The 26,023-nt window shown below is 54.4% G+C and carries 23 protein-coding genes and 1 pseudogene; 6 read left to right on the top strand and 18 right to left on the bottom strand.

The features are described 5' to 3' along the window. The first annotated feature begins 60 nt into the window (after nt 1-60). Together WM95_RS14490 and WM95_RS14485 are read left to right on the top strand one after the other, a co-directional pair. A pseudogene (locus tag WM95_RS14490) lies at nt 61-1,025 on the top strand (hypothetical protein). Nucleotides 1,026-1,040: 15 nt separating this feature from the next. After that, nucleotides 1,041-1,625 carry a hypothetical protein gene (locus WM95_RS14485; protein WP_063409662.1) on the top strand — a complete coding sequence of 195 codons (585 nt, stop codon included), beginning with the start codon at nt 1,041-1,043 and terminating at the stop codon, nt 1,623-1,625. Nucleotides 1,626-1,667: 42 nt separating this feature from the next. Here the strand turns inward: WM95_RS14485 and silA are convergent, their stop codons facing one another. From silA to WM95_RS14465, 4 genes are read right to left on the bottom strand one after another with little or no spacing between them, the layout of a single operon-like run. Beyond that, entirely contained in the window at nt 1,668-4,808 is a 3,141-nt protein-coding gene (gene silA, locus WM95_RS14480) for a Cu(+)/Ag(+) efflux RND transporter permease subunit SilA (RefSeq protein ID WP_063409663.1), read from the bottom strand. Nucleotides 4,809-4,818: 10 nt separating this feature from the next. After that, complete coding sequence (locus tag WM95_RS14475) at nt 4,819-6,069, bottom strand: efflux RND transporter periplasmic adaptor subunit (RefSeq protein ID WP_063409664.1); 1,251 nt, start codon at nt 6,067-6,069, stop codon at nt 4,819-4,821. Nucleotides 6,070-6,080: 11 nt separating this feature from the next. Continuing rightward, nucleotides 6,081-6,422, bottom strand: coding sequence for a cation efflux system protein CusF (gene cusF / locus WM95_RS14470; RefSeq protein WP_045399352.1), 342 nt, complete (start codon nt 6,420-6,422; stop codon nt 6,081-6,083). Between the two features lie 28 nt (nt 6,423-6,450). After that, nucleotides 6,451-7,836 carry an efflux transporter outer membrane subunit gene (locus tag WM95_RS14465; protein WP_063409665.1) on the bottom strand — a complete coding sequence of 462 codons (1,386 nt, stop codon included), beginning with the start codon at nt 7,834-7,836 and terminating at the stop codon, nt 6,451-6,453. Between the two features lie 162 nt (nt 7,837-7,998). Between WM95_RS14465 and WM95_RS14460 the strand changes: the two genes are divergently transcribed. Then, entirely contained in the window at nt 7,999-8,682 is a 684-nt protein-coding gene (locus WM95_RS14460; protein ID WP_023311824.1) for a copper/silver response regulator transcription factor, read from the top strand. Next, entirely contained in the window at nt 8,672-10,147 is a 1,476-nt protein-coding gene (locus WM95_RS14455; RefSeq protein WP_088544818.1) for a Cu(+)/Ag(+) sensor histidine kinase, read from the top strand. Before WM95_RS14460 ends, WM95_RS14455 begins: the two co-directional genes overlap by 11 nt. Nucleotides 10,148-10,318: 171 nt before the next feature. Here WM95_RS14455 and WM95_RS14450 read toward each other — a convergent pair whose 3' ends face one another. The 11 genes from WM95_RS14450 to WM95_RS14405 form a co-directional block, all read right to left on the bottom strand. Next, complete coding sequence (locus WM95_RS14450; RefSeq protein WP_081247960.1) at nt 10,319-11,986, bottom strand: PglL family O-oligosaccharyltransferase; 1,668 nt, start codon at nt 11,984-11,986, stop codon at nt 10,319-10,321. Nucleotides 11,987-12,055: 69 nt separating this feature from the next. Beyond that, nucleotides 12,056-12,796: a fimbrial protein gene (locus tag WM95_RS14445; protein WP_074166193.1), complete on the bottom strand. Its 741-nt coding sequence runs from the start codon at nt 12,794-12,796 to the stop codon at nt 12,056-12,058. Between the two features lie 180 nt (nt 12,797-12,976). After that, nucleotides 12,977-13,522 (bottom strand): fimbrial protein, encoded by a 546-nt coding sequence (locus WM95_RS14440; protein ID WP_023311829.1) that lies wholly within the window; start codon nt 13,520-13,522, stop codon nt 12,977-12,979. A 9-nt stretch (nt 13,523-13,531) separates the two neighbouring features. Then, nucleotides 13,532-14,032, bottom strand: a complete 501-nt coding sequence (locus WM95_RS14435; protein ID WP_063409667.1) for a fimbrial protein — start codon at nt 14,030-14,032, stop codon at nt 13,532-13,534. 10 nt (nt 14,033-14,042) lie between these two features. After that, on the bottom strand, nt 14,043-14,606 hold the full coding sequence (locus WM95_RS14430) for a fimbrial protein (protein WP_231106846.1): 564 nt from the start codon (nt 14,604-14,606) through the stop codon (nt 14,043-14,045). Then, complete coding sequence (locus WM95_RS14425) at nt 14,599-15,201, bottom strand: fimbrial protein (protein ID WP_023311832.1); 603 nt, start codon at nt 15,199-15,201, stop codon at nt 14,599-14,601. The genes WM95_RS14430 and WM95_RS14425 overlap by 8 nt, the downstream gene beginning before the upstream one ends. A gap of 12 nt (nt 15,202-15,213) precedes the next feature. Then, nucleotides 15,214-15,963, bottom strand: a complete 750-nt coding sequence (locus WM95_RS14420) for a fimbria/pilus periplasmic chaperone (RefSeq protein WP_047741876.1) — start codon at nt 15,961-15,963, stop codon at nt 15,214-15,216. Nucleotides 15,964-16,022: 59 nt separating this feature from the next. Further along, nucleotides 16,023-18,527, bottom strand: a complete 2,505-nt coding sequence (locus WM95_RS14415; protein ID WP_063409668.1) for an outer membrane usher protein — start codon at nt 18,525-18,527, stop codon at nt 16,023-16,025. Nucleotides 18,528-18,708: 181 nt separating this feature from the next. Next, entirely contained in the window at nt 18,709-19,023 is a 315-nt protein-coding gene (locus WM95_RS27205) for a fimbrial protein (RefSeq protein WP_127851114.1), read from the bottom strand. Nucleotides 19,024-19,187: 164 nt separating this feature from the next. Continuing rightward, on the bottom strand, nt 19,188-19,715 hold the full coding sequence (locus tag WM95_RS14410) for a fimbrial protein (RefSeq protein ID WP_063409699.1): 528 nt from the start codon (nt 19,713-19,715) through the stop codon (nt 19,188-19,190). 382 nt (nt 19,716-20,097) lie between these two features. After that, complete coding sequence (locus tag WM95_RS14405) at nt 20,098-21,003, bottom strand: LysR family transcriptional regulator (RefSeq protein ID WP_063409669.1); 906 nt, start codon at nt 21,001-21,003, stop codon at nt 20,098-20,100. A 117-nt stretch (nt 21,004-21,120) separates the two neighbouring features. Between WM95_RS14405 and WM95_RS14400 the strand changes: the two genes are divergently transcribed. Further along, complete coding sequence (locus WM95_RS14400) at nt 21,121-22,536, top strand: MFS transporter (protein ID WP_063409670.1); 1,416 nt, start codon at nt 21,121-21,123, stop codon at nt 22,534-22,536. Nucleotides 22,537-22,566: 30 nt separating this feature from the next. On the opposite strand, the gene WM95_RS14395 is transcribed toward WM95_RS14400, so the two are convergent. The 3 genes from WM95_RS14395 to WM95_RS14385 are packed head-to-tail and all read right to left on the bottom strand — an operon-like array spanning nt 22,567 to nt 25,277. Further along, complete coding sequence (locus WM95_RS14395; RefSeq protein WP_063409671.1) at nt 22,567-23,562, bottom strand: DUF2891 domain-containing protein; 996 nt, start codon at nt 23,560-23,562, stop codon at nt 22,567-22,569. 9 nt (nt 23,563-23,571) lie between these two features. After that, nucleotides 23,572-24,558, bottom strand: coding sequence for a DUF979 domain-containing protein (locus WM95_RS14390; RefSeq protein ID WP_047653330.1), 987 nt, complete (start codon nt 24,556-24,558; stop codon nt 23,572-23,574). Continuing rightward, nucleotides 24,555-25,277 (bottom strand): DUF969 domain-containing protein, encoded by a 723-nt coding sequence (locus WM95_RS14385; RefSeq protein WP_063409672.1) that lies wholly within the window; start codon nt 25,275-25,277, stop codon nt 24,555-24,557. The genes WM95_RS14390 and WM95_RS14385 overlap by 4 nt, the downstream gene beginning before the upstream one ends. Before the next feature lie 200 nt (nt 25,278-25,477). Between WM95_RS14385 and WM95_RS14380 the strand changes: the two genes are divergently transcribed. After that, nucleotides 25,478-26,023 carry a winged helix DNA-binding protein gene (locus WM95_RS14380; protein WP_023311843.1) on the top strand — a complete coding sequence of 182 codons (546 nt, stop codon included), beginning with the start codon at nt 25,478-25,480 and terminating at the stop codon, nt 26,021-26,023.

The raw sequence follows: 26,023 nt of genomic DNA, 5'->3' as shown, positions 1-26,023 counted from the left end.
ATTTCTTCAATAAATTACCCTGCTAATTAATTGTCCTCACGGAATGAAGGAGCTTCCCCGATGAACTTACCAGGTCAGCAGTCGCCTGACAGCACCCTTCCCTCTTATGACCTCTCGCGTAGCTTAGGCCTTCAAGCGGGTACTGATATCGATTTTAAAAAGCTGGCCGCCCAACTCGACTGCACGCGTAATTTTTACAATGTCGGCATCATTTTTGATGATGGAAAACAACGCTGGCTGGTACGCCCTTCACGCCGCATTGCAGATGTGAATCAGAGCACCGTCAGCCATGTGGTAATCAGTAAAATTCCGGATGCTAAGGAAATCAGTGCAGAAAAAGCTGTGGTGGCGACGCTAACGACTCCCTCACTTGCTACGGAAATTACTTCAACCGGTTTTGCCTGTGGCGCGATGCTTGTTACGCTTGTCATGGCGTTTGGTGCCGGTGCGGCAGTGCCTTTTACCGCTGGCGGGTCCGGTGTGATTGCCGCGATTAGCCTGTCCGGTACGCTGGCAACTGGCGCACAATGCATGATTGGCGCGGGCCGTCTGCTGGCAATCCATAACGATCATGGTTCTGATGTTGCCTGGCTCGACAGCAGGACTGGTATGTAGCTACCACGACAGTTCTGGATGTCATTTCGCTGGCTGCGGCAGGAACCGCACTGCGAAGTACTTTAGAAACGTACAAGCTGATGAAAGCGGCATCCTCAAGTAAAGTTACCGCCTGGTTCCAAAGCCTCAGTCGTGCTGAGCGTAAGCGCATCACGGAAGAGATCATCAAAGCGCAAAATCCAGGTATTTCCAGCGCCGGCGTGAAGGCAGCGATCCGCGCAGGCGTCTACCCGAAACGTTTCCCCAGCGAATCATTACAAAAATCACTGCAACGTGAGCTGATGAGTGCCGTGAACAACGCATCGGCCTTTGTGGGCAGTTCACTCACGGGGACGATCCGCAATCCTCAAAACACCGTCCAGTCCGGGCGCTATGTAGTCGGTCTGTTGCAGTCATTTTCGCCTAACTAAACGCTGAGTATTCAAATGGTTAAAGTTTTTTCCCGCCGCCTGCAACACTGTAACGAGGTGGCTACCAGCATAAGCAATGCCTCCCCGACACAGCTGCAACAGCTAAAAACTGTGTTGGCTGACGAAATGGGCAAACCTGTAGGTCTACACGCCATGGGTATTCCAGCGGCGATCAGTACCCTCGGGGTAATTGTCAGTTTCGCTATTCCTCAGCTGTGGCTGGGGTATGGCGTACTAGCCGGACTCGACCAGCCAGCGGAACACGTATTCGTCTGGGTTGTCCTGATCGCCCTTCTGTTCGCTGGCCTTAACGGCGTGACGATGTTTATGATTGGCAAAGGCAGCATGCGCGCCGTGCGGTTACACCTTACGCTGGCGGTGATAAGCCTGGTATTAACGGCAGCCTATCTGCTGGTCGCGCTGAGCGGTAGCGCTGCTCCTGGCGTCAGTCTGACCGCGGCGCTAGTGAGTATCGTCATGCTAATGCTTAGCGGCAGCTGTATCCTTTCCACCCCCTTCTATAAGATGCTGCTGTTTACTCTACATAATCGTGCCTGGCGCAAGCTTCTCAGCCAGACGCGTGCTAAAACAGCGCGCTAAGCGTTCATCTCGTAAAAAACCCGCCGCTACCGGCGGGTTTTTTTATGGCTTTTTATGCCTGCGCAGCCAAATTAACTTATACGCCGCAGGAATAATAAACAGCGATAGCAGCGGCGCCGTGATCATCCCGCCAATCATAGGTGCCGCTATCCGACTCATGACTTCTGACCCTGCGCCCGTCCCCCACAGAATGGGCAGCAGACCGGCAATGATCACCGCGACGGTCATTGCCTTTGGTCGCACGCGCAGTACGGCGCCATGGTAAAGGGCGTCATCCAGCGCCTGTTCTGTGAACGTGTCCCGATGGGACAACGCCGGCTGAGCCTCAACGGCATGACGCAAATACATCAGCATGACCACCCCAAATTCTGCTGCCACCCCGGCCAGAGCGATAAAACCGGTGCCGGTTGCCACAGACATATGGAAGCCCTGCCAGTAAAGGAACCAAATTCCCCCGACCAGGGCGAACGGCAGACTCATCAGGATCAGCAGCGCTTCATCCACGCGACGGAACGCCAGATACAGCAGAATGAAGATGATCATCACCGTCATCGGCACCATCAGCTTCAGTTTCTTGTTGGCGTGTTCGAGCAGCTCAAACTGCCCGGAGAATGAGACGCTGGTGCCCGGCCTCAGCTTTACGTTCTGACTAATAGCCGTCTTAATGTCGTTCACCACCGACACCATATCCCTGCCGCGGGCATCGATATAAATCCAGCTTGCAGGCCGGGCATTCTCCGTTTTCAGCATCGTGGGGCCGGAAACCACGTTGATATCCGCCACATCGCCCAGCGTGATCTGCTGTTTCATCGGCGTCAGGATCGGCATCTGCTTTAACGTGCTCGGGCTGTTCCGGTAGTCCTGAGGATAGCGGATATTAATCGGGTACCGGGCGACGCCTTCCACCGTTTCCCCTACCGTCGCGCCGCCGATGGCCGAGGAGACAAAGAGCTGCACATCGCCCACCGTCATCCCATAGCGCGAGGCTTTTTCCCGGTTGATATCGACGTCAATGTAGCGCCCGCCCTCCAGACGTTCAGCCAGGGCAGACACCACGCCCGGCACCGTTTTGGCTACCGTCTCGATGTTCTGCGCCGTGGCGTCAATATCCGACAGAACGGTACCCGACACCTTGATACCAATCGGGCTTTTGATCCCGGTCGAAAGCATATCGATGCGGTTACGAATGGGCGGAACCCAGAGGTTCGCCAGGCCGGGCAACCGAACGGTCTTATCGAGCTCGTCAATAATCTTGTCAATCGTCATGCCGGACCGCCACTCATTCTCAGGCTTGAGCTGAATGGTGGTTTCCACCATTTCGAGCGGCGCGGAATCCGTTGCCGTTTCGGCCTTGCCGGTTTTGCCAAACACCGAGGCCACTTCAGGTACGGTTTTGATGAGTTTGTCCGTGGTCTGTAACAGCGCGGCCGCTTCTGCCGGAGAAACGCCCGGCAACGTTGACGGCATATACAGCAGATCGCCTTCGTTGATCTTCGGCAGGAACTCGCCGCCCACGTGGCTGAGAGGCCAGATCACCGTGAAGATGGACAAGGCCGCAACCAGCAGGGTTGTTTTTGGCCAGCGGAGCACCTTAATCAGTAGCGGGTGATAGGCTTTAATCAGTAGCCTGTTCAACGGGTTACTGGTCTCAGCGGGAATCTTACCCCGGATCCAGAACCCCATCAGGATGGGGATAACGATGATGGCCAGCGCAGCCGCACCCGCCATGGAGTACGTTTTGGTGAAAGCCAGCGGACCAAACAGCCGCCCTTCCTGCCCCTCAAGAGTAAAGATGGGAATGAAGGATAAGGTGATGATCAGCAGGCTGATAAACAGCGCCGGGCCAACCTCGACAGAGGCATTGGTGATCACCTTCCAGCGGGTGGCGTTATCAATCTGCTCTCCCGGATGCTGGTGATCCCACTCTTCCAGCCGTTTGTGCGCGTTTTCAATCATGACGATGGCGGCATCCACCATCGCGCCGACGGCAATGGCAATGCCTCCCAGCGACATAATGTTGGCGTTCAGCCCCTGGAAATGCATGACGATAAAGGCAATACACAGGCCAAGCGGCAGAGAGATAATCGCGACCAGCGCAGATCGAACGTGCCACAGGAACAGGGCGCAGACGATGGCCACCACGATAAACTCTTCAAGCAGTTTGGAACTCAGGTTGTCGATTGCCCGATCGATGAGCTGGCTGCGATCGTAGGTGGTCACAATCTCAACCCCTTCCGGCAGGCTGGCCTTCAGCGTCTCCAGCTTATCTCTCACCGCCGTGATGACTTCACGCGCATTTTTGCCCGAACGCAGGATCACCACGCCACCCGCAACTTCCCCCTGCCCGTTCAGCTCGGCAATACCGCGGCGCATTTCCGGACCCGTTTGTACGCGGGCGACATCCCGAAGGTAAATCGGTACCCCGTTCTCGCCGGTTTTCAGGACGATGTTATTGAAATCGTCCATCGTCTGCAGATAGCCGCTGGCGCGGACCATATACTCCGCTTCCGCCATTTCAACTGACGATCCCCCCGCCTCCTGGTTAGACGACTCAAGGGCCTGCTTAACCTCCGGCAGGCTAATGCCGTACTGAGCCAGTTTTAACGGATTAACCTGGATCTGATACTGCTTCACCACGCCGCCGACGGAGGCCACTTCGGCCACGTTCGGGATAGTTTTCAATTCAAATTTCAGGAACCAGTCCTGCAATGAGCGCAACTCAGCGAGATCGTGTTTTCCGCTGCGATCCACCAGCGCATACTCAAATATCCAGCCCACGCCCGTGGCATCTGGACCAATTTCAGAGCTCACGCCGGCAGGCAGCTTGCCCTGAACCTGGTTCAGATACTCCAGCACGCGCGAACGGGCCCAGTACAAATCGGTGCCGTCTTCAAAAATGACGTACACGTACGAATCGCCAAACTGCGAAAAACCGCGCACGGTCTTTGCGCCGGGAACCGACAGCATGGTGGTCGTGAGTGGATAGGTGACCTGGTTTTCAACAATCTGCGGGGCCTGGCCGGGATAGCTGGTTTTGATAATCACCTGAACGTCAGAGAGATCGGGCAAGGCATCGACTGGCGTGTTAATAATCGTCCAGGTGCCCCAGACGCTGAGGAACAGCGCCCCCATCATGACCAGGAAACGGTTGGCGACCGACCGCCGGATAATCCATTCAATCATCATCGTCTCCTTAATGGCCAGAGTGCGCGTCGTCAGCGGCTTCAGCGTGACGCATGCGCTCCAGCGCGCCGGTAATATTGGCCTCCGAGTCAATCAGGAACAGACCGCTGACCACTACCGACTCCCCCTCTTCCAGTCCGCTACCAATGCCGGACTGCTGCTGAGATTCATGCAGAACGTGGATCCTTTTCGGGACAAAATTCCCGTCCGCATCAATCGTAATAACGCGCTGTTCTTTGCCGGTATCGATAACGGCCTGGGAGGGGATCAGCAGCATTTCCTGGCTTTGGGTGTTCAGCTTCAGGTAGGCATTCATGCCCGGTTTAAGCAGCTCATCCTTGTTATCGACCTGCAGGCGCACCTGCAGCGTACGGGTGGTTGGATCCACGCTCGGCAGAAGACTCCATTTTTCAACCGGGAAGGATTTATCCGGATAAGCCGGTATCGAAACAGCAAACTGCGAGGTCTCTTTCAGCAGATAAGCAATGGATTCAGGCACTGCCGCGCCGATCCAGACCGGATCCATCCCCTGAATTTGCGCCACCACCTTATCTTTGGAAATATTCATGCCGGTACGCAGGTCAAAGGCCGTGATCGCTCCGTCGATCGGCGCCCTGATGGTAAACCGGGTCTGGATAGTGCGGGTCGCACGCAGTCTCTGAATATCCTCATCCGGCATACCCGCCAGCCGAAGCCGTTCGAGAACCCCTTTGATTTGCGTCGGCGTTCCGCCGGTACCGGATAACAGCAGAAACTCGCTCTGCGCCTCTACCCAGTCAGGAATGGTTATATCAACGAGCGGCGTGCCTTTCTTCACCTTATCGCCCGTCGTCAGCGGGTACACTTTCTCCACGAAGCCTTCCGCGCGCGCCTGCACAATGACAAACTGATAGTCGTTGTAGCTGACGTTGGCCGGGATGGTCTGGGCATAGTTCAGCGTTCCGCGCGTCACCTTTTGCGTTTTTAATCCCAGGTTCTGAACCTGTGTCGGATCAATACGGATACCGGCACTGCTTTTATTGTCGTTTTCATCCGCATATTTCGGTACCAGATCCATATCCATAAACGGCGATTTACCGGGCTTATCGAATTTTACGTCTGGCTTCATCGGGTCATACCAGAAAAGCACCTTTCTTTCAGAAACGCTATTTTCTGTTTTTTCAGATGAATGAAAAACCTGCCATGCCGTCACCGATATCAGCCCTCCCGCAATAAGGCTGCTGACTATCACGGCAGCATATTTTATTTTTAATGAGGCCATGCCGCGTCTCGCTATTTAATGCTCTTGAGTAAAGAGAGATTGCCCTGCTGAACAAACGAGAAATTCACGTGACTGCCGACTTTTAAGGCATTGATACTCTCGTCAGCCTGAATAAAGGTAAAACGCATGGTCATCGCGGGCCAGCCAATTTCCGGGATCGCTTCATGGGAAATCGTGACTTTTTTATTCGTGAGATCAATGTCCTTCACGATGCCGGTTCCCGTGATGACCTGCTCTGAGGTCCCTTCGCTGGCAGCACTCATCATCTCGTGCTGATGAACCTCAGCCTGGAGGCTGGCAGAAAACACAATGGAGATCGCACCAAATACAACGGCCTTAAGTGAATTGCGCATGGTTATTTTCCTGTTTAATTAAATAAGGTTATTCGACCCAACCGCCGCCGAGCGCGGTGAAGAGATTAATTTCATTAACCTGCCGGGCATAAATAAGGTCGAGAATATTTTGCTGGGTAGAGAAAAGAGAACGCTCCGCGTCAAGCACTTCGATATAGCTGACCGCGCCGCTGGAATATAGCCCTCTGGCACGTTGAAGCGTGATGCGGAGCGAATCCAGATACCGCTGTTGTGCAGCAAGCTGCTGGTTAATGCTGTCCCGCAGCGCGAGCGCGTCGGCAACCTGTTTGAAGGCGGACTGAATTTTTTGTTCGTAATTAACCACCGACTGCTGCTGGCGAATTTCGGCCAGCTTCAGGTTGGCCTTATTTCTGCCCGCATTAAAAATGGGAATTTCGATTTTAGGAATAAAATTCCACATCCCGCTCCCTGACGTGAACAGGCTGGACAACTCCGTGCTTCCGGTTGATAGCCCGCTGGTGAGAGATATGGACGGGAAAAAGGCGGCGCGCGCCGCGCCGATATTCGCATCGGCCGCTTTAAGCTGATACTCCGCCTCCATAATATCCGGGCGCTGCAGCAGTATCGCGGAGGAAAGATGAGGAGGCAGTTTTACCGGGGCGACATCGCTGGCGTTCATGCCGCCGTCGCCCGGGAGCGCGCGATACGTGCCGAGGATCAGCTGCAGGGCATTATTGGCCTGCGCCAGCTCCCCCTCTCTTTTGGCAATCTCTGCCTGCGTGCTTTCGATCTGTCCCCGGGCCTGTTCCAGCGCCAGGACGTTCGTACTGCCCGTCACCAGCTGCTGCTCAACGAAAGCATAAGACTGCTGGTAATTTGTCAGCGTATCCTGCGCGATGCGCAGCTGTTTATACGCCAGCTGCTGGTTAAAATAGCTCTGCGACACGTTAGAGACGAGCAGGATATGCACCGCGCGACGGGCCTCTTCGCTGGCGAAAAAGTTTTGTCGGTCGGCATCGCTCATGTTCTTCAGCTTGCCGAAGAAATCGAGTTCATAGCTAAGCGCGAGGCCCGCGTCGTACTGCTGCGCGGTGGGTTTGTCACTTTTCAGCCCGCCGCTGTACGTGATGCCCGAGGAGGCATTCAGCTGAGGGTAGCGATCCGCATCCGTCACGTTGAACTGCGCCCGGGCCTCTTCGACCTTCAGGACGGCCATTTTCAGATCGCGATTGTTCTTCAGGGCCTCCGTAATCAGCCCCGCAACCTGAGGATCGACGAAAAAGTTGCGCCAGCCGGTGTCCTGATACCCAGCCGCCGCGGGCGTCAGGCCGTTACGGGAGAGCGAAAACTGCCGGGGGACAGGTGCTTCCGGCCGCTGGTACTCCGGGGCCAGCGAGACGCAGCCTGCCAGAATAAATACCGTACTGATGCTTAGTCGTTTTAACAGGAACATAACGGTTCAAATAAAGTCCAGAGTAGTTTTAGGGCTACTCTACGGAACGCATCCTGTTTGACGGGTGACAGGATAATGACAATGTTGTCATTTTTAACGTAAGTCATTGTTAACGGCGGTACGCTCACTAGAATGTCATCAGCAGCCAGTCAGGGGAGCACGATGAAAATACTGATCGTCGAAGACGAAATGAAAACCGGTGAGTACCTGAGTAAGGGGCTGACGGAAGCGGGGTTTGTTGTAGACCACGCGGATAACGGCCTGAACGGCTACCATCTCGCTATGACCGCGGAATACGATCTGCTGATTCTGGATATCATGCTGCCCGATGTGAACGGCTGGGATATTGTCCGCATGCTCCGCTCGGCCGGTAAAGGGATGCCCATCCTGTTACTCACGGCCCTCGGGACGATTGAACACCGGGTTAAAGGACTTGAGCTGGGCGCGGATGATTATCTGATTAAGCCTTTCGCCTTTGCGGAGCTGCTTGCCCGGGTAAGGACGCTGTTGAGGCGCGGAAATACGGTTATTGCGGAAAGCCAGCTTCAGGTGGCTGACCTGACGGTTGACCTCGTGTCGAGAAAAGTCAGCCGGGCCGGGAGCCGCATCCTGTTAACCAGCAAAGAGTTCAGCCTGCTGGAGTTTTTCATGCGTCATCAGGGTGAGGTGCTTCCCCGCTCCCTGATTGCCTCCCAGGTGTGGGACATGAATTTTGACAGCGACACTAACGCGATTGATGTGGCGGTAAAGCGGCTGCGCGCGAAAATCGATAACGATTTTGAACCGAAGCTGATCCAGACGGTGCGCGGCGTGGGCTATATGCTGGAGGTACCGGATGCGCGTTAAGCTTGCCAGGCGCCCTTTCTCACTTGCCCTGCGGCTGACCTTCTTCATCAGCCTCTCCACGATACTGGCCTTTTTCGCCTTTACCTGGTTTATGCTGCATTCCGTTGAAAAGCATTTCGCCGAGCAGGATGTCAGCGATCTGCAGCAAATCAGCACCGCGATGCACCGCATCCTGCAGTCTCCGGGCGATCCTGACCAAAAGAAAATCAGTAAAATCAAAGAGTCGATGGCCAGCTACCGCAACGTGGCCGTCCTGCTCCTGGATCCGCAGGGAAATACCCTGTTCAGCTCGGCGCAAGGGGCGACACTGCGCCCTGCGATGAACACGGCGGATTTTAGCGAACACCGCCGCGCGCAGGATGTGTTTCTCTGGACGGTTGAAGACCCTGTCGAAAACATGCACGCCGGGTCCAACATCAAAATGGAAACGTACCGGATTATCGCCTCCTCAGGCACGGCGACGCTTCAGGGTAAACCCCAGAACTACGTTATGCTGATCGGGCTCTCCATTAATTTTCATCTCCACTACCTTGAGGCGCTGAAAAAAAACCTTCTGGCGATTGCCGCCGTTATCAGCCTGCTGATTATTCTTGTTATCCGCATCGCGGTGCGCCAGGGACATTTGCCCCTGCGTAACGTCAGCAACGCCATTAAAAACATCACCTCCGAAAATCTGGATGCACGACTGGAGCCGACACGCGTTCCGATTGAGCTGGAACAGCTGGTCATCTCCTTCAACCATATGATCGAAAAGATTGAAGATGTCTTTACCCGCCAGGCCAATTTCTCTGCCGATATCGCGCACGAGATCAGAACGCCTATCACCAATCTGGTGACGCAGACTGAAATCGCACTGAGTCAGGATCGAACACAAAAGGAACTTGAGGATGTCCTCTATTCCAGTCTTGAAGAGTATAACCGGATGACCAAAATGGTCAGCGATATGTTGTTCCTGGCACAGGCTGATAATAATCAGCTGATACCTGACAGGGTCATGTTTGACCTCAGAGCGGAAGTCATAAAAGTTTTCGAGTTTTTCGAAGCCTGGGCCGAAGAACGCAATATTGCGCTCAAATTTAACGGAATGCCCTGTCTGGTTGAAGGAGATCCGCAAATGTTCAGAAGAGCGATCAATAATCTTTTATCCAACGCCCTGCGTTATACCCCTGAGGGACAGGCAATCACCGTTTCAATAAGAAATCAGGGAAGCTTTTTTGACCTTGTGATTGAAAATCCGGGGAAACCAATCCCTGAAGATCATTTATCAAAGTTGTTTGACCGTTTTTATCGGGTGGATCCGTCCAGACAACGAAAAGGAGAAGGCAGCGGCATCGGTCTTGCCATTGTGAAGTCAATCGTGGAAGCACATCACGGAAGAGTGCATGTGGAATCGGATGTACGCTCGACGCGATTTATTTTATCCCTACCCAGACTGGAGAAAATAATTCAGGATCCCCAACACTGAGAATAAATATTTAAATGACAGAGATGTCATTAGCCTGTCATGCTGCAAACAGAAGCCATTCGATAAAATCAGTGCGACTTATCAGGAAGATCGGCCGAAGCGCACCGCCGCATTTTCAGTGCAGGCTGAATGCGATTGTTGTATCCGTGCTTTTACCCTTTCATTGCGACGCTATAACTTCACGCACGTAAAGCGGATATCCTCTGGCCACAGTGCGTTGCTTTGCATACATATCTCTTTAGCGTTTTCGCTGTTCTGCGCCCTGTAGATCATCATCAGGCTGAAGTTGACATCAGGGCTATTGTGAACCTTCCTATAATGCTCGGCCCAGGACTGGAAGCGAGTTAATAAATCAGGATCTCTGGTCAAATTGAACCGCAGCAGCAGAGCTACGTGGCGGTCAAAATCCAGCCTGTCATGTTGACTCCAGGGATTGAGTAATGTTCCAACAGCCATGCTTTCATCCCTGGCCAGCGGTGCAAGCCCATGTTGCTCAATAGTGGTCATTTGCACTTCGGTTACGACACCGGTTGCCATAAATATCAAAACGGCACTCGCGGCCAAAACGCGTAATATTCTGTTGGCCCTCATCATGTTGCCCTGGCCGACATTTTTAACCGGCATCGCTGTTGGGCCGTTAATTCCCAGCAGGATGACAAGAGCCAGACCATGCGTCACTGATTGATAGAGCGGATACTCCAGATTCATGTGTAGCGCAATGGGTAATAACATCGCCAGACCAATCCATCGACGCCCTCCCCGACTCCACAGCCTTTTCAGCATGCCGCCGATCATCAGAATCACACCCGCGACGGCAACGAGCCCCCCTTCCATCCATGTATAGAAAAATTCATTGTGTGGATAGAGAATCGTCTTGCTTTCCAGTCCTCGAGTCGCCTGTTGCGCCAATTGGGCGAGTAATGCTTCAAAACTGCCGTAGCCATTGCCGATGACAGGATGGTTCTGGATTAGCTGCCAGGTCAATTGCAATATATACCAGCGTTGACTATCGGAATCACCTTTATCAACCACGCCAGGCGCAAAACCAGGAAATAACCGTGGACCAACGTGAAGCGCGACAAGACCCAGAACGATACCCGCTAACATCAGCAACAGAGAAACATAACCGTGGCGACGGCGCTTTTTGTTTGCTGCTACCAGCACGAGCAGGCAGCCCAGGATAGCGCCAAGATAACCTGCCCGGCTTTGCAACAACACCAGCATGGCCGGTAGCATAACCAGTGACAGGGAACAGAAACGCGTTACCCACTTCTGGCGCGCCGTTGTATTAAGCCAAAGGGCACAAACCGTGCCGGTGGCTAAAAAAGAAGCCAGAACGTTTACCTGCTGGAAGATGCCGTACGGGCGTCCGCCGGGCAGTGTCGCCATATCAGTCAATTGATACAGACAGAAAATGGTCTGTAAAAAGGCCGATATCACCATAATCAGCAGCCAGTGACGTCTGATAATGGGCGTTATGGGGCTTTTAAGCAGTTCCAGCCAGACGATGAGCAGCCCCCACAGCGCCATCACTTTCGTCGCGGCGTTCCACTGCCAGGCGGAAGACGGCGACCATAGCAGCGGCAGTGACCAGAGAATGGCTCCCGTTATAATCAGTTGGGTGCCAGCAGGATAAATAAATTTCACCCTTCGTTCGGTGAGTGAACCCCACAGCACCATGAGCGCCATCGCGCACCAGGCCAGTAGATTTTGGGGTAACGCCAGTCCGGAGCCCCCCTGATTCGGTAATAGCCAGAGCAGACCACCGCATAACCAGACGCCAGCGATAAAAAGTAGACCGCGGCGCGGTGAATGATAATTACAGTTTATATTTAACATGACTATTTTCATAAAAATCGGGGCGGAAATATTTCCGCCCCGTAAAAGGAAAGCAGGATTATTTGGGCATTACTGTTGGGTCATGACCATGACCGCGCTGGCGGTGAACGCGCCGGTGGGAATATCTTTCACCGCCACCGCTGAATCACGAATAGCCTGAAAACCGAGGTCGACCGTATTCGATCCGCTTTTCAGGTTAATTGTGGCTTTGCTGGTTGGGGAAACGGCGGCGTTGTTATAAATAATCGCCGTGCCTACCCCATTTGCTGAGGTTTTTACTGCCTGCGTGCTGCCAATGGTAATCGCCGTATAGGTGATATTCATTGAGACGGTGACGTCGCCACCTGTGCAACTCACCGGGATATTAATATGTTTGGCGGTGCTGGAACTGGGTATTGTTGGTAGCGTGGAGCGATCCAGTGAACCCAACGAGACACTTAAGGCGTTACCGCTGTTAATGGTACAGGAGGTATTTACTACGGGCGTTGGCGGGAGTTTTTGACCGGTACATTTTCCGTAAGTATTCAGAAAGTAGATTTGTCCATCCGGGCCTTTTAAGGTATCGCAGGCATCAAAAGAGGTAGTACCCTCAGATTGCCAACTACCTGATGTTCCGGGATTTACATCCTGATTATTTAACGGTTTAGAGGCGTCAATATATCGAGCTTGTGACGCATAACCTACAAGTGTTTTGCCATCACTGGTAACGCCTCTTACACCAACGGTGTAATATCCAGAAACCGGGACGTAATAGGTACCCTGTAGACTAACACTACATCTTCCTTGTTGATAAGTATGATAGTTGGTCATACTGCCTCTTGATGCAACATGGCGTGGCAATCCGCAGGCGTTATCAACGGAATACCCCATGACTGTCGCTGTCGCACTACCCTGACACATTAACATCACGATGATAGAAGCAAAAACATTAATTATCACCGTAATAGAATGATGAAATTGTTTATATATATTCACTCTATTATCTCTTAATTAAGGATAGGCCAGCATAAAGGTAGACACCGCGGTAAAATTCCCCGGTGTAATGGTTTCCTGCCGCAGATGGGTCGGTTCCCCCTGAATATAGGCCATGAGGGTAAAGGTATTGTCACCGCTGTTCAGTACATGTTCCGGTGTCGGTTTATTAAACGGTACCGCGATGCCGTCTTCGGTCTCCACACCAATTGCGATCCCCGCCGCTTCCCCTGTCACCGCTAACAGCCCGGGCAGTTCAGTGCTCTCTGTGCCTTTAAATGTGATCGAGGCTTTACTGGCTATCGATAAATCACAGTCCGTCAGGGTAATGGTGAACGGTACGCCTTTGGTACGGGCATAGGCATACAAATCCGGTTCCATGATCATGTCAAAATCGACGCTCAGATCGGTGGTCAGTGGGTCCAGCCCGCAGGGCGCGCTGGTCAATGTCCCGCTAAAGTGCAGGTTATCCTCAATCGCCAGAGCGGGCGTGATGGTCAGGCCGGATGCGACAAGTAATGCCGCTATTCCCCGGCTTGTCGCCTTCACGAGTCGTATGTTCATGGTTGTGCCTCAGAAATAATCCGCGGTTAATGTCGCAACGGCCGTAAACGTCTGTTCGCTCAGCACTTTATTCGGATCTTTAACCGGTACAGCGCTCAGCACCAGGGATTGCAGGCCGCCAAGCGTTGTTTTCAGCGGCTGGTTGAGCTTCATCGGCACGCCGTTAGCCTGAATCTGGATACCCAGCCCGTCAGCAGATGTCGTAACGGCGGCGTCATCGAAAATTTCGGCCACCCCGCTCACCTGAATATTGAGTGCGGAATCATCCGGCGCGCCGTGGCAGTCAACGGTATAGGGGATGTCCTGTTTATTGTCGATGCCGTTCACTTTACCCACGCTGATGCTGCCAAACGACACATCGATCACCTCATCGCCTGAAACGGTACAGGGCGTGGTAATGATAAATGTGCCTTTAAAATTGACAGACATCTGATCGCCAACCTGCGCGGCATGCGGCGTCCCGGTCAGCAGCAAACCAGATAAGGTGACAATGTGGAGTATTCTCTTCATAACCGTCTGTTCAATTAAACGAAAGTTGCAATGTGGCAGAAGCCGTGAACGTATCGCCATTTGTCACCTGTTTACTGTTTGTGGTGCTGACTTGCACCAGCTGCGCCTCAAGCGTGGGTGGCTTGCTTTGGTCGATGGTGAACCACTTCCCGGAAGCTTGCGGGGCGCCATTGACTAACAGTTCGACGCCAAGCATCCCTTTGTCTATCTCAATCACGTCGGTTCCGTTGTAAGCTTTATAGCTGCCCGATAGACTGGCCAATTGCATTTGAAGAAGCCCCGCGGTATCACCGGTACAGGTAAAATCGCTGGTAATCGATTTACGGTAATTCCCATCCAGCGTCATGGTGTCCGTCCCCTGCGGGAGCAATTTCACATCACCAAAGTCGACCGTCAGGCTGTCGCCCTGATTAAACTGACAAGAACCGTTTGCCACCAGAGTGCCATCGATATTGATGTTTAATGAGTAGGTGTCGCCTTTATTTGCCTGGCTTACCGTCGGGACCAGCAGCACCAGTGCGAGGAGCGGTGTACGGGCAAGGCGAATAAACGACATCACGCGTGAACTAGTCATAACTGATTCCGAAATCAACTGAGGCGCGAAATTCTCCCGCAATCAGCGGGGCGATGGTACGAACAGGGATAACGGTATAGGTCAGCTCATCACTGCCCGTCGTCACAAACTGCGGCTTGCCCCGCATCCCGGGAATAACGATTCTGCCGTTGTTATCCAGAATGCGAAGGCCGACGCCAGACATTCCGGCGATCAGTAATAACGTGGGATCGTCAGGATCCGTCGCGCCCATGAAGCTTACGGTGACCACCGGTTGGGTTTCATCCCATGTCGATGGCCCTATTCGACCGCGACGTTGCAGGCCACCGGTGCTTTCGCAACCCAGAAGACGAAAAACGATTTGTGTCGGATTGCCGGTATCGCCCGGACGTTTCATCGCCCCCAGCGCCGAGTTATCCATTACCACATCCTGCAGCTTTGAACGCATGCTGATCAGGCAACTTCCGTTACGCAGAACGCCATGAACGTGCAATTGACCATTCTCACCCTGGACATTCCAGTCATCGACAGCCAGAGCATTATTCGCCAAGCTGCCGCTCAGAAGCAGACTCAACGCACACGTGCGCGAGTAACGGTAAATTGCTTTTCCGTTCACAGGTTGCTCTCCTTAACCCGCGTTAACATGGTCCACTGCACAGGTATTCCCCGCACAGTTAAAAACAAGTTTCGGCCGGCCACCGTAATCATTTACGGAAGTCAGTACCGGGTGTGCGCCCAGTGAAGCCGCGGTTGCGCCCAGCGCAATGCTTTCTTTAGGCGCGACCATTACAGGTTTAAAACTCTCGATATCACCGCCCTTCTCTGACGTCGCTGCCGCGACAATCGTCAGGTAGTAAGGCGTGGGATTGCTTAACCGGAATCCTTCACCCTGACGAGTTAAGGTGAGTTTTTTCGCGGCCTCGTTCTCCATCCCGTTTTGTAACTGCAACGCTTCCGGGCGGTAAAAGAGTTTGACGCGGGTTTGCAGCGCAAGCTGAAGCGTATTGGGTTTAGAACTCTTCGGTGGAATTTCGCGTACGTTAAAATAAAACAACGATTCTCTGTCCTGCGGCAACGCCTGAGCGTTATTACCCTGAATTTTCACCTGACCTTTAGCGCCTGGCTCAACGCGTTGCACCGGCGGTAATGCCATAAACGGCGTCTCGGTTTTATTGCCGTTACTGTCCTCAATCCAGGACTGGGCCAGATAAGGCAAGGATTTATTTTGATTCGTTACGGTCACACTCATTGATTTCTGATTGCCGCTATAAATCACCCGGGTGCGATCCAGCGCAATGGCTGCATTTACCTGCTGCGCGACCAATGCCAGTGCGAGTACACCCAGCGTTAGACCGATCTTTTTCTGCACAAAACACATAACTCACTCTCTTTATTACAAAATGATAATGACGGTTTTGCCTGATCCCATCACCACGATCAGCGTGAGAGGCAAGGCAACAACAGATTTTTGATTGTTTCCGGCAGCGATGGCGGCAACTCGATGTAACATTGCACGTCGTTGCCCCAGTACACGTCCATGCGCTCTCCAGGACGTATACCTGAAAGCCAGACGCTGCCGTTTTCGGCGACAATCCCTGTTGTCATGTTGTCTCCATTGCGTACTTCTGCGCCAAACGGCGGTTCGCTGCCGTCAGCCAGTTTGATCACCGCCATGCCCTTCTGCCCGGCGAGAATGCCAAAGGCACGGTAGCCAATCGCGCCTTCCGTTAACGTGTCCTGCACAACTGAACGTGTGGCATCGACGTTTTCCGGCAGGCTGTCCAGATCAATGCTCACGCTGCTCCGGTAGTAGCTGCTAACATCCGCAACGACCGCCTTACCGAAGGCATTGGTACGAACGATCCCCGCCATGCCCTGCACGGGAACGCCTTCCACTCCTGCCGTATCGACGAGCATTCGGGTTCCTCCCGTTGCATTGGTTCTGTGTAGCGCCGCCCCCCTGGCGGTAGCGGTAACGCCTCCTTGTAGCGACAGACTTGCGGCGCTGGTTTTGCTGCCGGTATAGCTGGCATTGGCGGTCACACTTGCGCTATCGCCATCATGAGTAAAGTACCCGCTCCCGGTACCTCGGCCGTCAGTCGTGCTGCCGGCATTAACCTGGTAATAATTGTTGGCGTCAATGCGCTGGTAATAACCCACCGTATTGCTACTGCTGTCTCCGCTGTACTGGCCGTTGTAGCTCACTGTTGCGCCGTTGGACCACGGCACAGACAAGCTCAGATAGACGCCATCATCTTTAGAGTCGTCATATTCTGTTCTGTAGGCAGACAGTGTCAGGCTAATGTTCTTAAACCGACTGACGTCAAAAAAGTTCGATAGCGAAACGTTCCAGGTGTTCGTCGCTTCCCTGTCCCAGTATGTCTGGTGGCTATAGTTCAGAAACGCGCTCATGTTCTGTTCGCGGAACTGTTTATTCATGGTGATGGTGTACAGTTCTTTGTCGCGCCCACCGTTATCGCCGTTGTGATAGCGGCGGTCCAGATACTGAGACATGCTCATAAAGTCACGTTCTGAGAAACGGTAACCCGCAAAGGTCACCTGACTATCAAACTCATCAAAGCGTTTCGAATAGCTGACGCGAAATGATTTACCGCTTAATGTGTCCTGATTCGGAATCGCGGCCCGGGACTGAGTGACGTCAAAGGAAATTGCCCCAAACATCAACAGATCGCGCCCGACCCCCAGGGAGAGCGCGTTATAGTCCCCTGCGAGTAGCGTTCCGCCATATAATGACCAGCCGCTATTCACGCCCCATGATGCTTCGCCAGTGGCAAAATTTGGCCCCTGAGAATGGTGGTCATAATCAGAGGGTTTCCCCATAGCGACCCGGTAACGTACCAGGCCTGGCCGCGTCAGATAAGGAATGGAGGCGGTATCGACCTGAAAGGTTTGGGTTGCGCCATCCTGCTCTTCCACTTTGACATCCAGTTTTCCGGATACGGCCGAGTTGAGATCCTGAATACGAAACGGACCTGGCGCGACAGTGGTTTCATAAATTACGCGGCCCTGCTGGCTGATAGTCACTTTGGCGTTCGTCTTCGCGACACCTACCACTTCCGGTGCATATCCGCGAAGATTGGGCGGCAGCTGGTTATCGTCAGTAGACAGGCTGGCGCCGGTAAAACGGAAACTGTCAAACAGTGAGGAATTTAAATAGTCTTCTCCCAGCACCAATTTTGCCCGCAGTGCGGTGATGGCCCGATAGGTATAAACCCGGCTCCAGTCCCAGCTTTGCTGTTTTTGACTCTCATTTCCTGTGTTGCGTATGTATTGCGCTTGCCAGTCACCCCGAAGGCGCCAGGCACCCAGATTCGCGCCAGTCGTGCCGTTACCCGTGACGGAATTGGAACGTTGTTCCTGTTGTTTCGACGACGTTGCATTGACGGTGTAATCAAACAGTACGCCCGGAATTCCCTCATCCCAGCGAGAAGGCGGATCCCAGTTTTCGGCCGTATACTCCAGGTATGCCTGAGGAATGCTGAGATAGAGTGTACTTGTCCCCAGATCGGCTCTGGCTACCATTCCTTCCAGAGAATGAAGATTCAGACACTGTCCGTTATGCCACCATGAAACACCTTTAACGATGGACTCTTTCAGGCCAATTTGTAAGACATGCTCGGCTGTGAGGCAAACTTCGCTCCCTTTCGGATCATCTTCAGGCGGGAAATACTCTACCGTCTGATCCGGTATGTCGGTTTTATTGACCTTTAGCGTAAGCTGATACTTGCCGGGCATTAAATAACCCGCCCGGGAAAACTGGCTTAAATCAACATTATTCCGCTCTTTAATGTCGAGTACATCAGTATTAAATTCGACATTACCTTCAGCGTGAACGCCTTTTACTGCCAGAAACGCAAGAATTACACCAACCGCTACAGGGTGTAACTTGCCCAGAAAGATGGTTTTATTGACTTTTTTCATTTTCAAAAGTAATCAACTTTGAAACGTATCGTGGCCGTATACTCACCCGCTTTCAGGCGGTCGCGATTACCCATAAGACGCAACTGGTATTTAAGAATTTGTGAACCGTTGCTCAATGTACCCGGAGGGAGCGCTTTCCCTGGTTGCGCCACATTTCCGGCGTCATCCGTAATTTCAAGCCCTACGCCTGATGCGCCGTCAACGGAAAAAAGTCCATCTGAAGATGGACCATCAAACGTCGTCTGGAAATGGGATGACAGGGTTTGCGCATCCTTATTATATGCAGATTGCAATTGACCAGCGTTAACGAAAAGGGATTTTTATTTCCACGACCGTTGTGAATAATTTCACCCACGGTCGTGGTCATCATTTCAATGCTTTGCTCACGATCGACGGTGGCGATAGCGCATGGTGTATCAATTATACTTCCCTGCATATTGACAATGCCGTGGCCTTGATCGGCCTGTGCATGGCGAGGGTTATGTGCCGCCGCCACGCACGGTATCAATATACAGGGAAATATAATCACTCGAAGTCCAGATAATAATATCATTAAAATACACTCTGGTTTCATGAAAAAAAGTGCCAGTGATTAAGACAATTAACTAATCACCGGCACAATAACAGGGTTAATTACTTGCGTAATAAGTCATGCCGGGATTATGGGTAATCCAGTGCGAAGCTGGCAATAGCCTGGAATTTACCCGGGACGATTGTCGCAGACGCGCCATCACCCTTAAGGAAAGCAGCAAACGTCAGGTCGTTATCACCATTCAGCAGTGATTGCGCCGGAGAAGCCTGGCCCAGTTTAATCGGAGTACCGGTGTCCGTCGTAATTGCAACAGAAGCACCTTTTGCGGTGCCCTGAATACCGAGCAGATCCGGGTTAGCCGCAGATGCGGTGCCAGAGAACGTGGTGGTCACTGTCTTTTTGGTTGTCGTATCACACTGTTGCAGTTTGATAGCGAAAACCTGTGGAATAGATGTGCCGCCATCTTCCAGCGCCAGGTTAGAGATCTGACCCAAATCAACGGTTTGGTCAGCACTGTCTGGTGTAATGGAGCAAGGCGCATCAATAATAGAACCCGTAAACGTAACGGTACCATGTCCCTGATCTTTTGCATTCGCATTTGCGATTATAGCACCAGCTATCATCGCAATCGCGAGAGCGATTTTCTTTGCCTTCATATAATAACTCTCTTCAATAAGATATTGCCCATTTGGGTTCATTGCTTTCTCAGTTTTCTGACAAGAGCAATGTGTATATATTCTTTCCTTTCGATGGGGTCGCTTCAACAACAACACAGTGTCAAATGAGACTCAAAAAAGATTATATAATGGCAAGATATGCAGACTTGAGGGTTTCAATCCATCTCTGTTCTCGGGCCGCTTATTTCAGAAGAACAAAAAGAATTGACGTTATTTTAGTTACAGGGGAATTGATATGGCTTATTTATATTAGTGGTTAATTTAATAAGACGCAATACGCAGGCGTGCTGGCTAACCGCCGAATAATCCCACCATCACGCGGGGGAAAGCACGATTGGGCTTGCCATCGTGAACCCCATCGTCAGCGCACAGCGCGGCACACCTCCAGTACCTTCTCCCTGAGCCATCGATGTCCCGGATCCCTTTCCATGCGCGGATGCCACATTTGTGACACCGTAATGCTCCGGGTTTTAAACGGCAGTTCAAAGACGTGCACGCGCTCGTTCATCGGCTGATTGAGCAGGTATAACGCCGGCACCATGGCAATCAGATCGGAGGCCAGCGCCACGGATAACGCCGTCGGAAACCCGGGCACCACGCTGGCGATCTTGCGCTTTATCCCCCGTTCCGCCAGCGCGTCATCGACAAACCCGTGCAGCGATCCGTCCGGTGAGGCCACCACGTGGCCCCACGCGACATAATCGTCAAGGCTGACGTCAGGCTGTAATGACAGCGGATGTCCCTTGCGCACCGCGCCAACAAACCGATCCTGAAAGAGCCGTTGCAGCCGTATTTCCGGCCCCATATTGCTCTGCACGCCGATCTCCAGGTCGACCAGCCCCTCACGCAAATAGCGCGAGGTTTTTTCAGGTTTCGGCGAGAAGCGGATGCACACCCCGGGCGCAACGCTCGCCACCGCCGCAATCAGCAGTGGCCCAAACGCCACCACAAAACCGTCGTTGGCTCTGATGGTGAACAGCCGCTCGAGACTTTCCACCTTCAGCGCGTCGGTGGAGGGCTGCAGCACAGCCTTCGCCTCATGCACGGCGCTTCTGGCGCGGTCCCGCGTGGCTTCGGCCCAGGGCGTCAGCACCATATGACGACCGGCCCGTACCAGGATCGGATCGCCGGTCACCTCCCGCAGCCTGCTCAGGGTGCGGCTCATGGCGGAGGTACTGAGGTTCAAACGTCGCGCCGCGCCCGCCACGCTGGCTTCGGCAAGCAAAACGTCGAGCGCAACCAGAAGGTTAAAATCAGGATCGGACACGGTAGCTCCTCAGATATGGCGTTACATGCAATGATTAAGTGCAAATGCTGCGTCTTCCGCCCTGTATACCGCATGATTATAGTTTCGTCATCACGATTCTTATTCGGAGTAACGACGATGACGCTATTTTCAAACCTGCCCGGCGATGAAGGCTTACCCGGGCATGAACGCGCCCGGGTCCTGGCCGCCGTTATGACCACCACGCTGATGGGCGTCTTTGACGGCACCATGATCAACATCGCGCTGCCCTCCATGGCAAGGGCGATGCAGGTGCCCGCGAACGTGGCGGTCTGGTTCGCCAACGGTTATCTGCTGTCAGCGGCGATGACGCTGGCCATTTTCGCCGCGCTGGCGGCGCGCGTGGGCTATCGCCGGGTATTTCTTGCCGGGCTTGCCACCTTTACGCTCACCTCGCTGGGCTGCGCGCTGGCAACAACGCCGGAAATGTTAACCGGGATGCGAATTCTGCAGGGCATAGGCGGCGCGGCGACCCTGAGTATCGCTCCGGCGATCCTGCGGTCCGTTTTTCCGGGGCGACTGCTGGGCCGTATTCTGGGGCTGCACGCCCTGCTTATCGCCTCCAGCACGGCAGTTGCCCCCGTGCTGGGCGGAACCATACTGGACGCGCTGAGCTGGCAGTGGCTGTTCGCCATTAACCTTATTCCGGGCAGCATCGCCCTGCTGTTGGCATGGCGGGCCTTGCCGCGGGAATCGGCCGTTGACCGCACCCCCTTTGACGCGCCGGGCGCCGTGCTCTCCGCCGTCCTGTTAGGTTCGGCGATCATGATGGCCGACAGCCTTCAGCACGTGACGCAACACATTAACCGGCAGGCCGTCTTCTGGGGCGTTCTCGCGCTGGTCAGCGCCTTCGCCTTTACCTGGCGTATCCGGCGCGTGCAACATCCGTTACTGCCCCCGGTGATATTCAGCAACGGGCGCTTCACCCTCGCCGCGCTGACCTCGCTGGCCTCGTTTGTCAGTCAGGGCATCACATTTGTCGCGCTGCCTTTCCTGTTTCAGAGCGTGTATGGCTACAGCCCGGTGGTGTCAGCGCTGCTGTTTACCCCGTGGCCGATTGGCATCGTGCTGATCGCGCCGCACGCGGGTCGCTGGGCGGATACGATCTCCGCGCCGCTGATCTCGACCCTCGGGCTGATGGTATTTGTCGGTGGGCTGGTCCTGCTGGCCACCCTGCCGGACAATCCTTCCGCGTGGAACATCTGCCTGCGCAGCCTGGTTTGCGGGATTGGCTTCGGCTGCTTCCAGAGCCCCAATAACCGGGAAATGCTCTCTAACGTGGCGCGGGAACATGCCAGCTATGCTTCCGGCGTGTTGTCTATCGTCAGGACGTTTGGGCAGTGTCTCGGCGCCGCAGTGGTGGGCGTGCTGCTGGCCGCCACTGCCGGGGCAGACCATCAAACGCTTGACGACCGGGCCGTGCATCTGGCGCTGTGGATAGCCGTCATCGCCTCAACGGGATCGGTGATATTTAGCCTGAGCAGGCTGCGCCCTGCGGTTCGGGCATCCGCCTGATTCACCCGGAAAGAAAGACGGCGCGTTTTTTTACTCCAGCGCCAGCAGCGCAAAGCTCGCCAGCCAGTGCCCGCCGCTGTAGTGGCTGCCGACCACATGCTCTACGCTAGCCGTCAGGTGTTTCGCTACCGCCTCGCGCAGCGCCTGCTGCGCCGGATGGTTGGCGGGAAGCGCTCTGGCAATATGCTTCATGCACCAGGCGCGGCTGAGGTTTAATCCGTCCAGATGGGCAATTTTCGGGTCGGTACGGTCGCTCACTTCCGCCGGATTCATCAGTGCCGTAACGGCGCCCACCTCCGGCAGAAACGCGTCAAACCAGGCCGGGAAGTCTTCAGATACCTTGCTCATCAGCAGCGCCTCCGTCAGCGCCCCGGAAATATACTCATCTCCGCCGGGCTCGTAGTGGGCCGGATAACGCGTGTCGGCGAGATAAAACCGCTCCGCCGCCGTCACAATCGCCTGTTCGAGCCCGCTGTCTTCCACGGCTCGCGCGTAATCGAGCGCCAGCGCCAGGGCAAACGCCGTGTTGTAGTGCGTCCCGACGCGGATCGGGTAGGTGAGCTTGCCGAGATAATCCACCAGCCTGTCGCGAATATCCTGGGTCAAAGGCTCCAGCGTTTGATACCAGACCGCGGCCTGCGGCAGCGACGACTGCTTTAGCTCCTGGGCCAGCGCCAGCAGCCAGCCGTAGCCATACGGACGCTCAAACGAGGCGCGGAACGGCGCGGTAAAATAGGCCAGCTCCTTCGCCACGTTCTCTTCGGTCAGATGCTCGTCGACAAGCGCGACGATCGCGTCCCGGCACGGCAGCGCCGGGTAGAGGCGCAGGCAGCGCAGCAGCAGCCAGTAGCCGTGTACCGCCGAGTGCCAGTCGAAACAGCCATAGAAAACCGGGTGCAGCTCGCGCGGCGGCAGTACGTCGCCATCATCATTCAGCAGGTGCATGATGTGGTTCGGATATTCCTGTCGCAAATAGGTTAAAGGCATGCGGGCAAACGCGTCGGCCTGATGTTGCGTTAATTCCATAACAGCTCCTTAGCGAAACACGAGGAAATACATGAGGAACACGTTCACCACCAGCAGGGTTAACGCGGTCGGGATCTGGATCTTGATCACCTGATATTTGTCTTTCAGCTCCAGCAGCGCGGCGGGAACGATGTTGAAGTTAGCGGCCATCGGCGTCATCAGCGTGCCGCAGTAGCCCGCGTACATGCCAATCGCCAGCAGCGGCGCCGGGTTGCCGTGATGCACGTTAATCAGGAACGGCAAGGCGATCCCCGCGCTCAGCACCGGGAAGGCCGCAAACGCATTTCCCATGATCATGGTAAACAGCGCCATCCCCACGCAGTAAATCACCACCAGCATAAAGCGGTTATCCGGGTTAACGAACAGGCTCACCACCTTCTGCACCGAATCACCGGTGTTGGCCGCCACGAACACGCCGCCGAGCATGGCGAGCATTTGCGGCAGGATCACCGCCCAGCCGATGGTATCGACAAGACGACGAGACTGGCGAATGGCGTGCAGCGGCGTGCCTTTGGTCAGCCACCAGCCGGTGAGGATCGCCGCGACGCAGGCCACGCACAGCGCCGCAAGGGTGAGCTGTTTCTGATCGAGCAGGAACACGCCGCCAATCGACACGCCCTTCAGGAACAGCGTCCCGATAACCGTCACCACCGGGATCATCAGTGCGGGCAGGAATAGCCAGTTTTTAAGGCGGTTTGACGACGCGAGACGTTCGTCTTCGGTGGACATTTTATAGTGCCCTTTCCCGACAAGACCAAAACCCGCCAGCAGCGCGATAGCGATAACGCCCCCGCCGATTATTCGGTACGCCAGCGATTTGCCCAGCTCCTGCACCATCAGGTCACCGAACAGGAAGATCCCGCCGAATAAAAACCAGAACAGCGCCGTGGTAAAACGCTTCGGATTGGCGCGATCGCGAAGGGTCATCACAACCAGCAGCATCACGACAAAGCCGATCAGGTAGTACACGCGGTTAATGGTGATAAGCGTCATCATTGCGCGGCCTCCTGCGAGCTCTGCTCTGCACGCCAGGCCATGACGTCGCGACGGATGCTGGCATCCAGGCGCAGCAGGCGCGTCATATGAATAACCAATGCCGCGATGGCGGTTGGGATGGCCCACAGGCCGATATGCAGCGGTTCGATGCCCGCAATACCGTTTTCTTTCAGGAACGCGTCGATCAGCAGCACCGCGCCAAAGGCAATAAAGATATCTTCCCCAAAGAAGACCGCAATGTTGTCGCACGCGGCGGCATGGGCTTTGATTTTGTCACGGATGTGCTGCGGCAGCTCGCCGTATTCGTTCAGCGCCGCCCCTTCGGCCATCGGCGCCAGCAGCGGGCGCACCGTCTGGGCATGACCGCCCAGCGACATCAGCCCCAGCGCGGCGGTGCCTTCACGGGCGACAAAATAGAGCATCAGAATACGCGCCGAGGTGGCGCTGGCGATCTTCGCCACCCAGGCCTGGGCGCGCTCCTTGAGACCGTAATATTCCAGCAGACCAATCACGGGCAGGATCAGAATGAAGGTCGCCAGCGATCGGCTATTCACGAACTTTTCGCCAAAGGTCTCCAGCAGCATCCCGAAATCCATACCGACCAGCAGACCCGTTGCCAGCCCCGACACCACGACCACCAGCAGCGGGTTGAAGCGCAGTGCAAAACCAATAACCACGATCGGTATCCCGATCAGCGGCAGCAGCGTAGTACCGTCCATAACGTTTACCCTATCGAAAGTGAGCGTTGCGCGCCGACGGCTATTTTTTTAATTTGCGGCGAGCGATGTTGTGTTTTGTTGGCAGGCTTCGCAAAACCTGCGCTAAAAAGCTATATCTGAACCTCAAAAACATGTAAACAAATTATCAATAAAATGTTCTTATTTTATCGATGAGTTTACATTTCTGGCTAAGGAACGTTATGACCTCGAAAAAGAGTGCTTCACCCGATCGCGACGATATCAACGATGGCCGGATCGTCTCTTCCCGCCATCTGGTGTCCGAGCGCTGCGCGGAGCTGTCAGAGCTGGAGTACGCGCTGATCATGACCAGCAACGCGTTCAATAAATGGATGGTGCGCTGCATGACAGCAGCCGGCGAACCCGATATGGGCGCATTTGACGTCTCGCTGCTGCATCATGTGAACCACCGCGACCGCAAGAAAAAGCTGGCCGATATCTGCTTCGTCCTCAACGTGGAAGATACCCACGTGGTGACCTATGCCCTGAAAAAGCTGGTCAAAGCGGGGTACGTGACGAGCGAGAAAGCGGGCAAAGAGCTCTTTTTCTCGACTACCGAGGAAGGAAAAGCGCTGTGCATGAAGTACCGGGACGTGCGGGAGGCGTGTCTGATTGCGATCCACGCGGAGAGCGGCATAGCCGGGAAGTCGATTGGCGAAACCGCGCAGCTGTTACGCACGATCTCCTCCCTGTATGACACCGCCGCCCGCGCGGCGGCATCACTCTAG

The sequence above is a fragment of the Enterobacter cloacae complex sp. ECNIH7 genome, from assembly GCF_002208095.1.
Classification (GTDB): Bacteria; Pseudomonadota; Gammaproteobacteria; order Enterobacterales; family Enterobacteriaceae; genus Enterobacter; species Enterobacter cloacae_M.
This window is presented reverse-complemented; position numbering and strand designations above follow the sequence as displayed.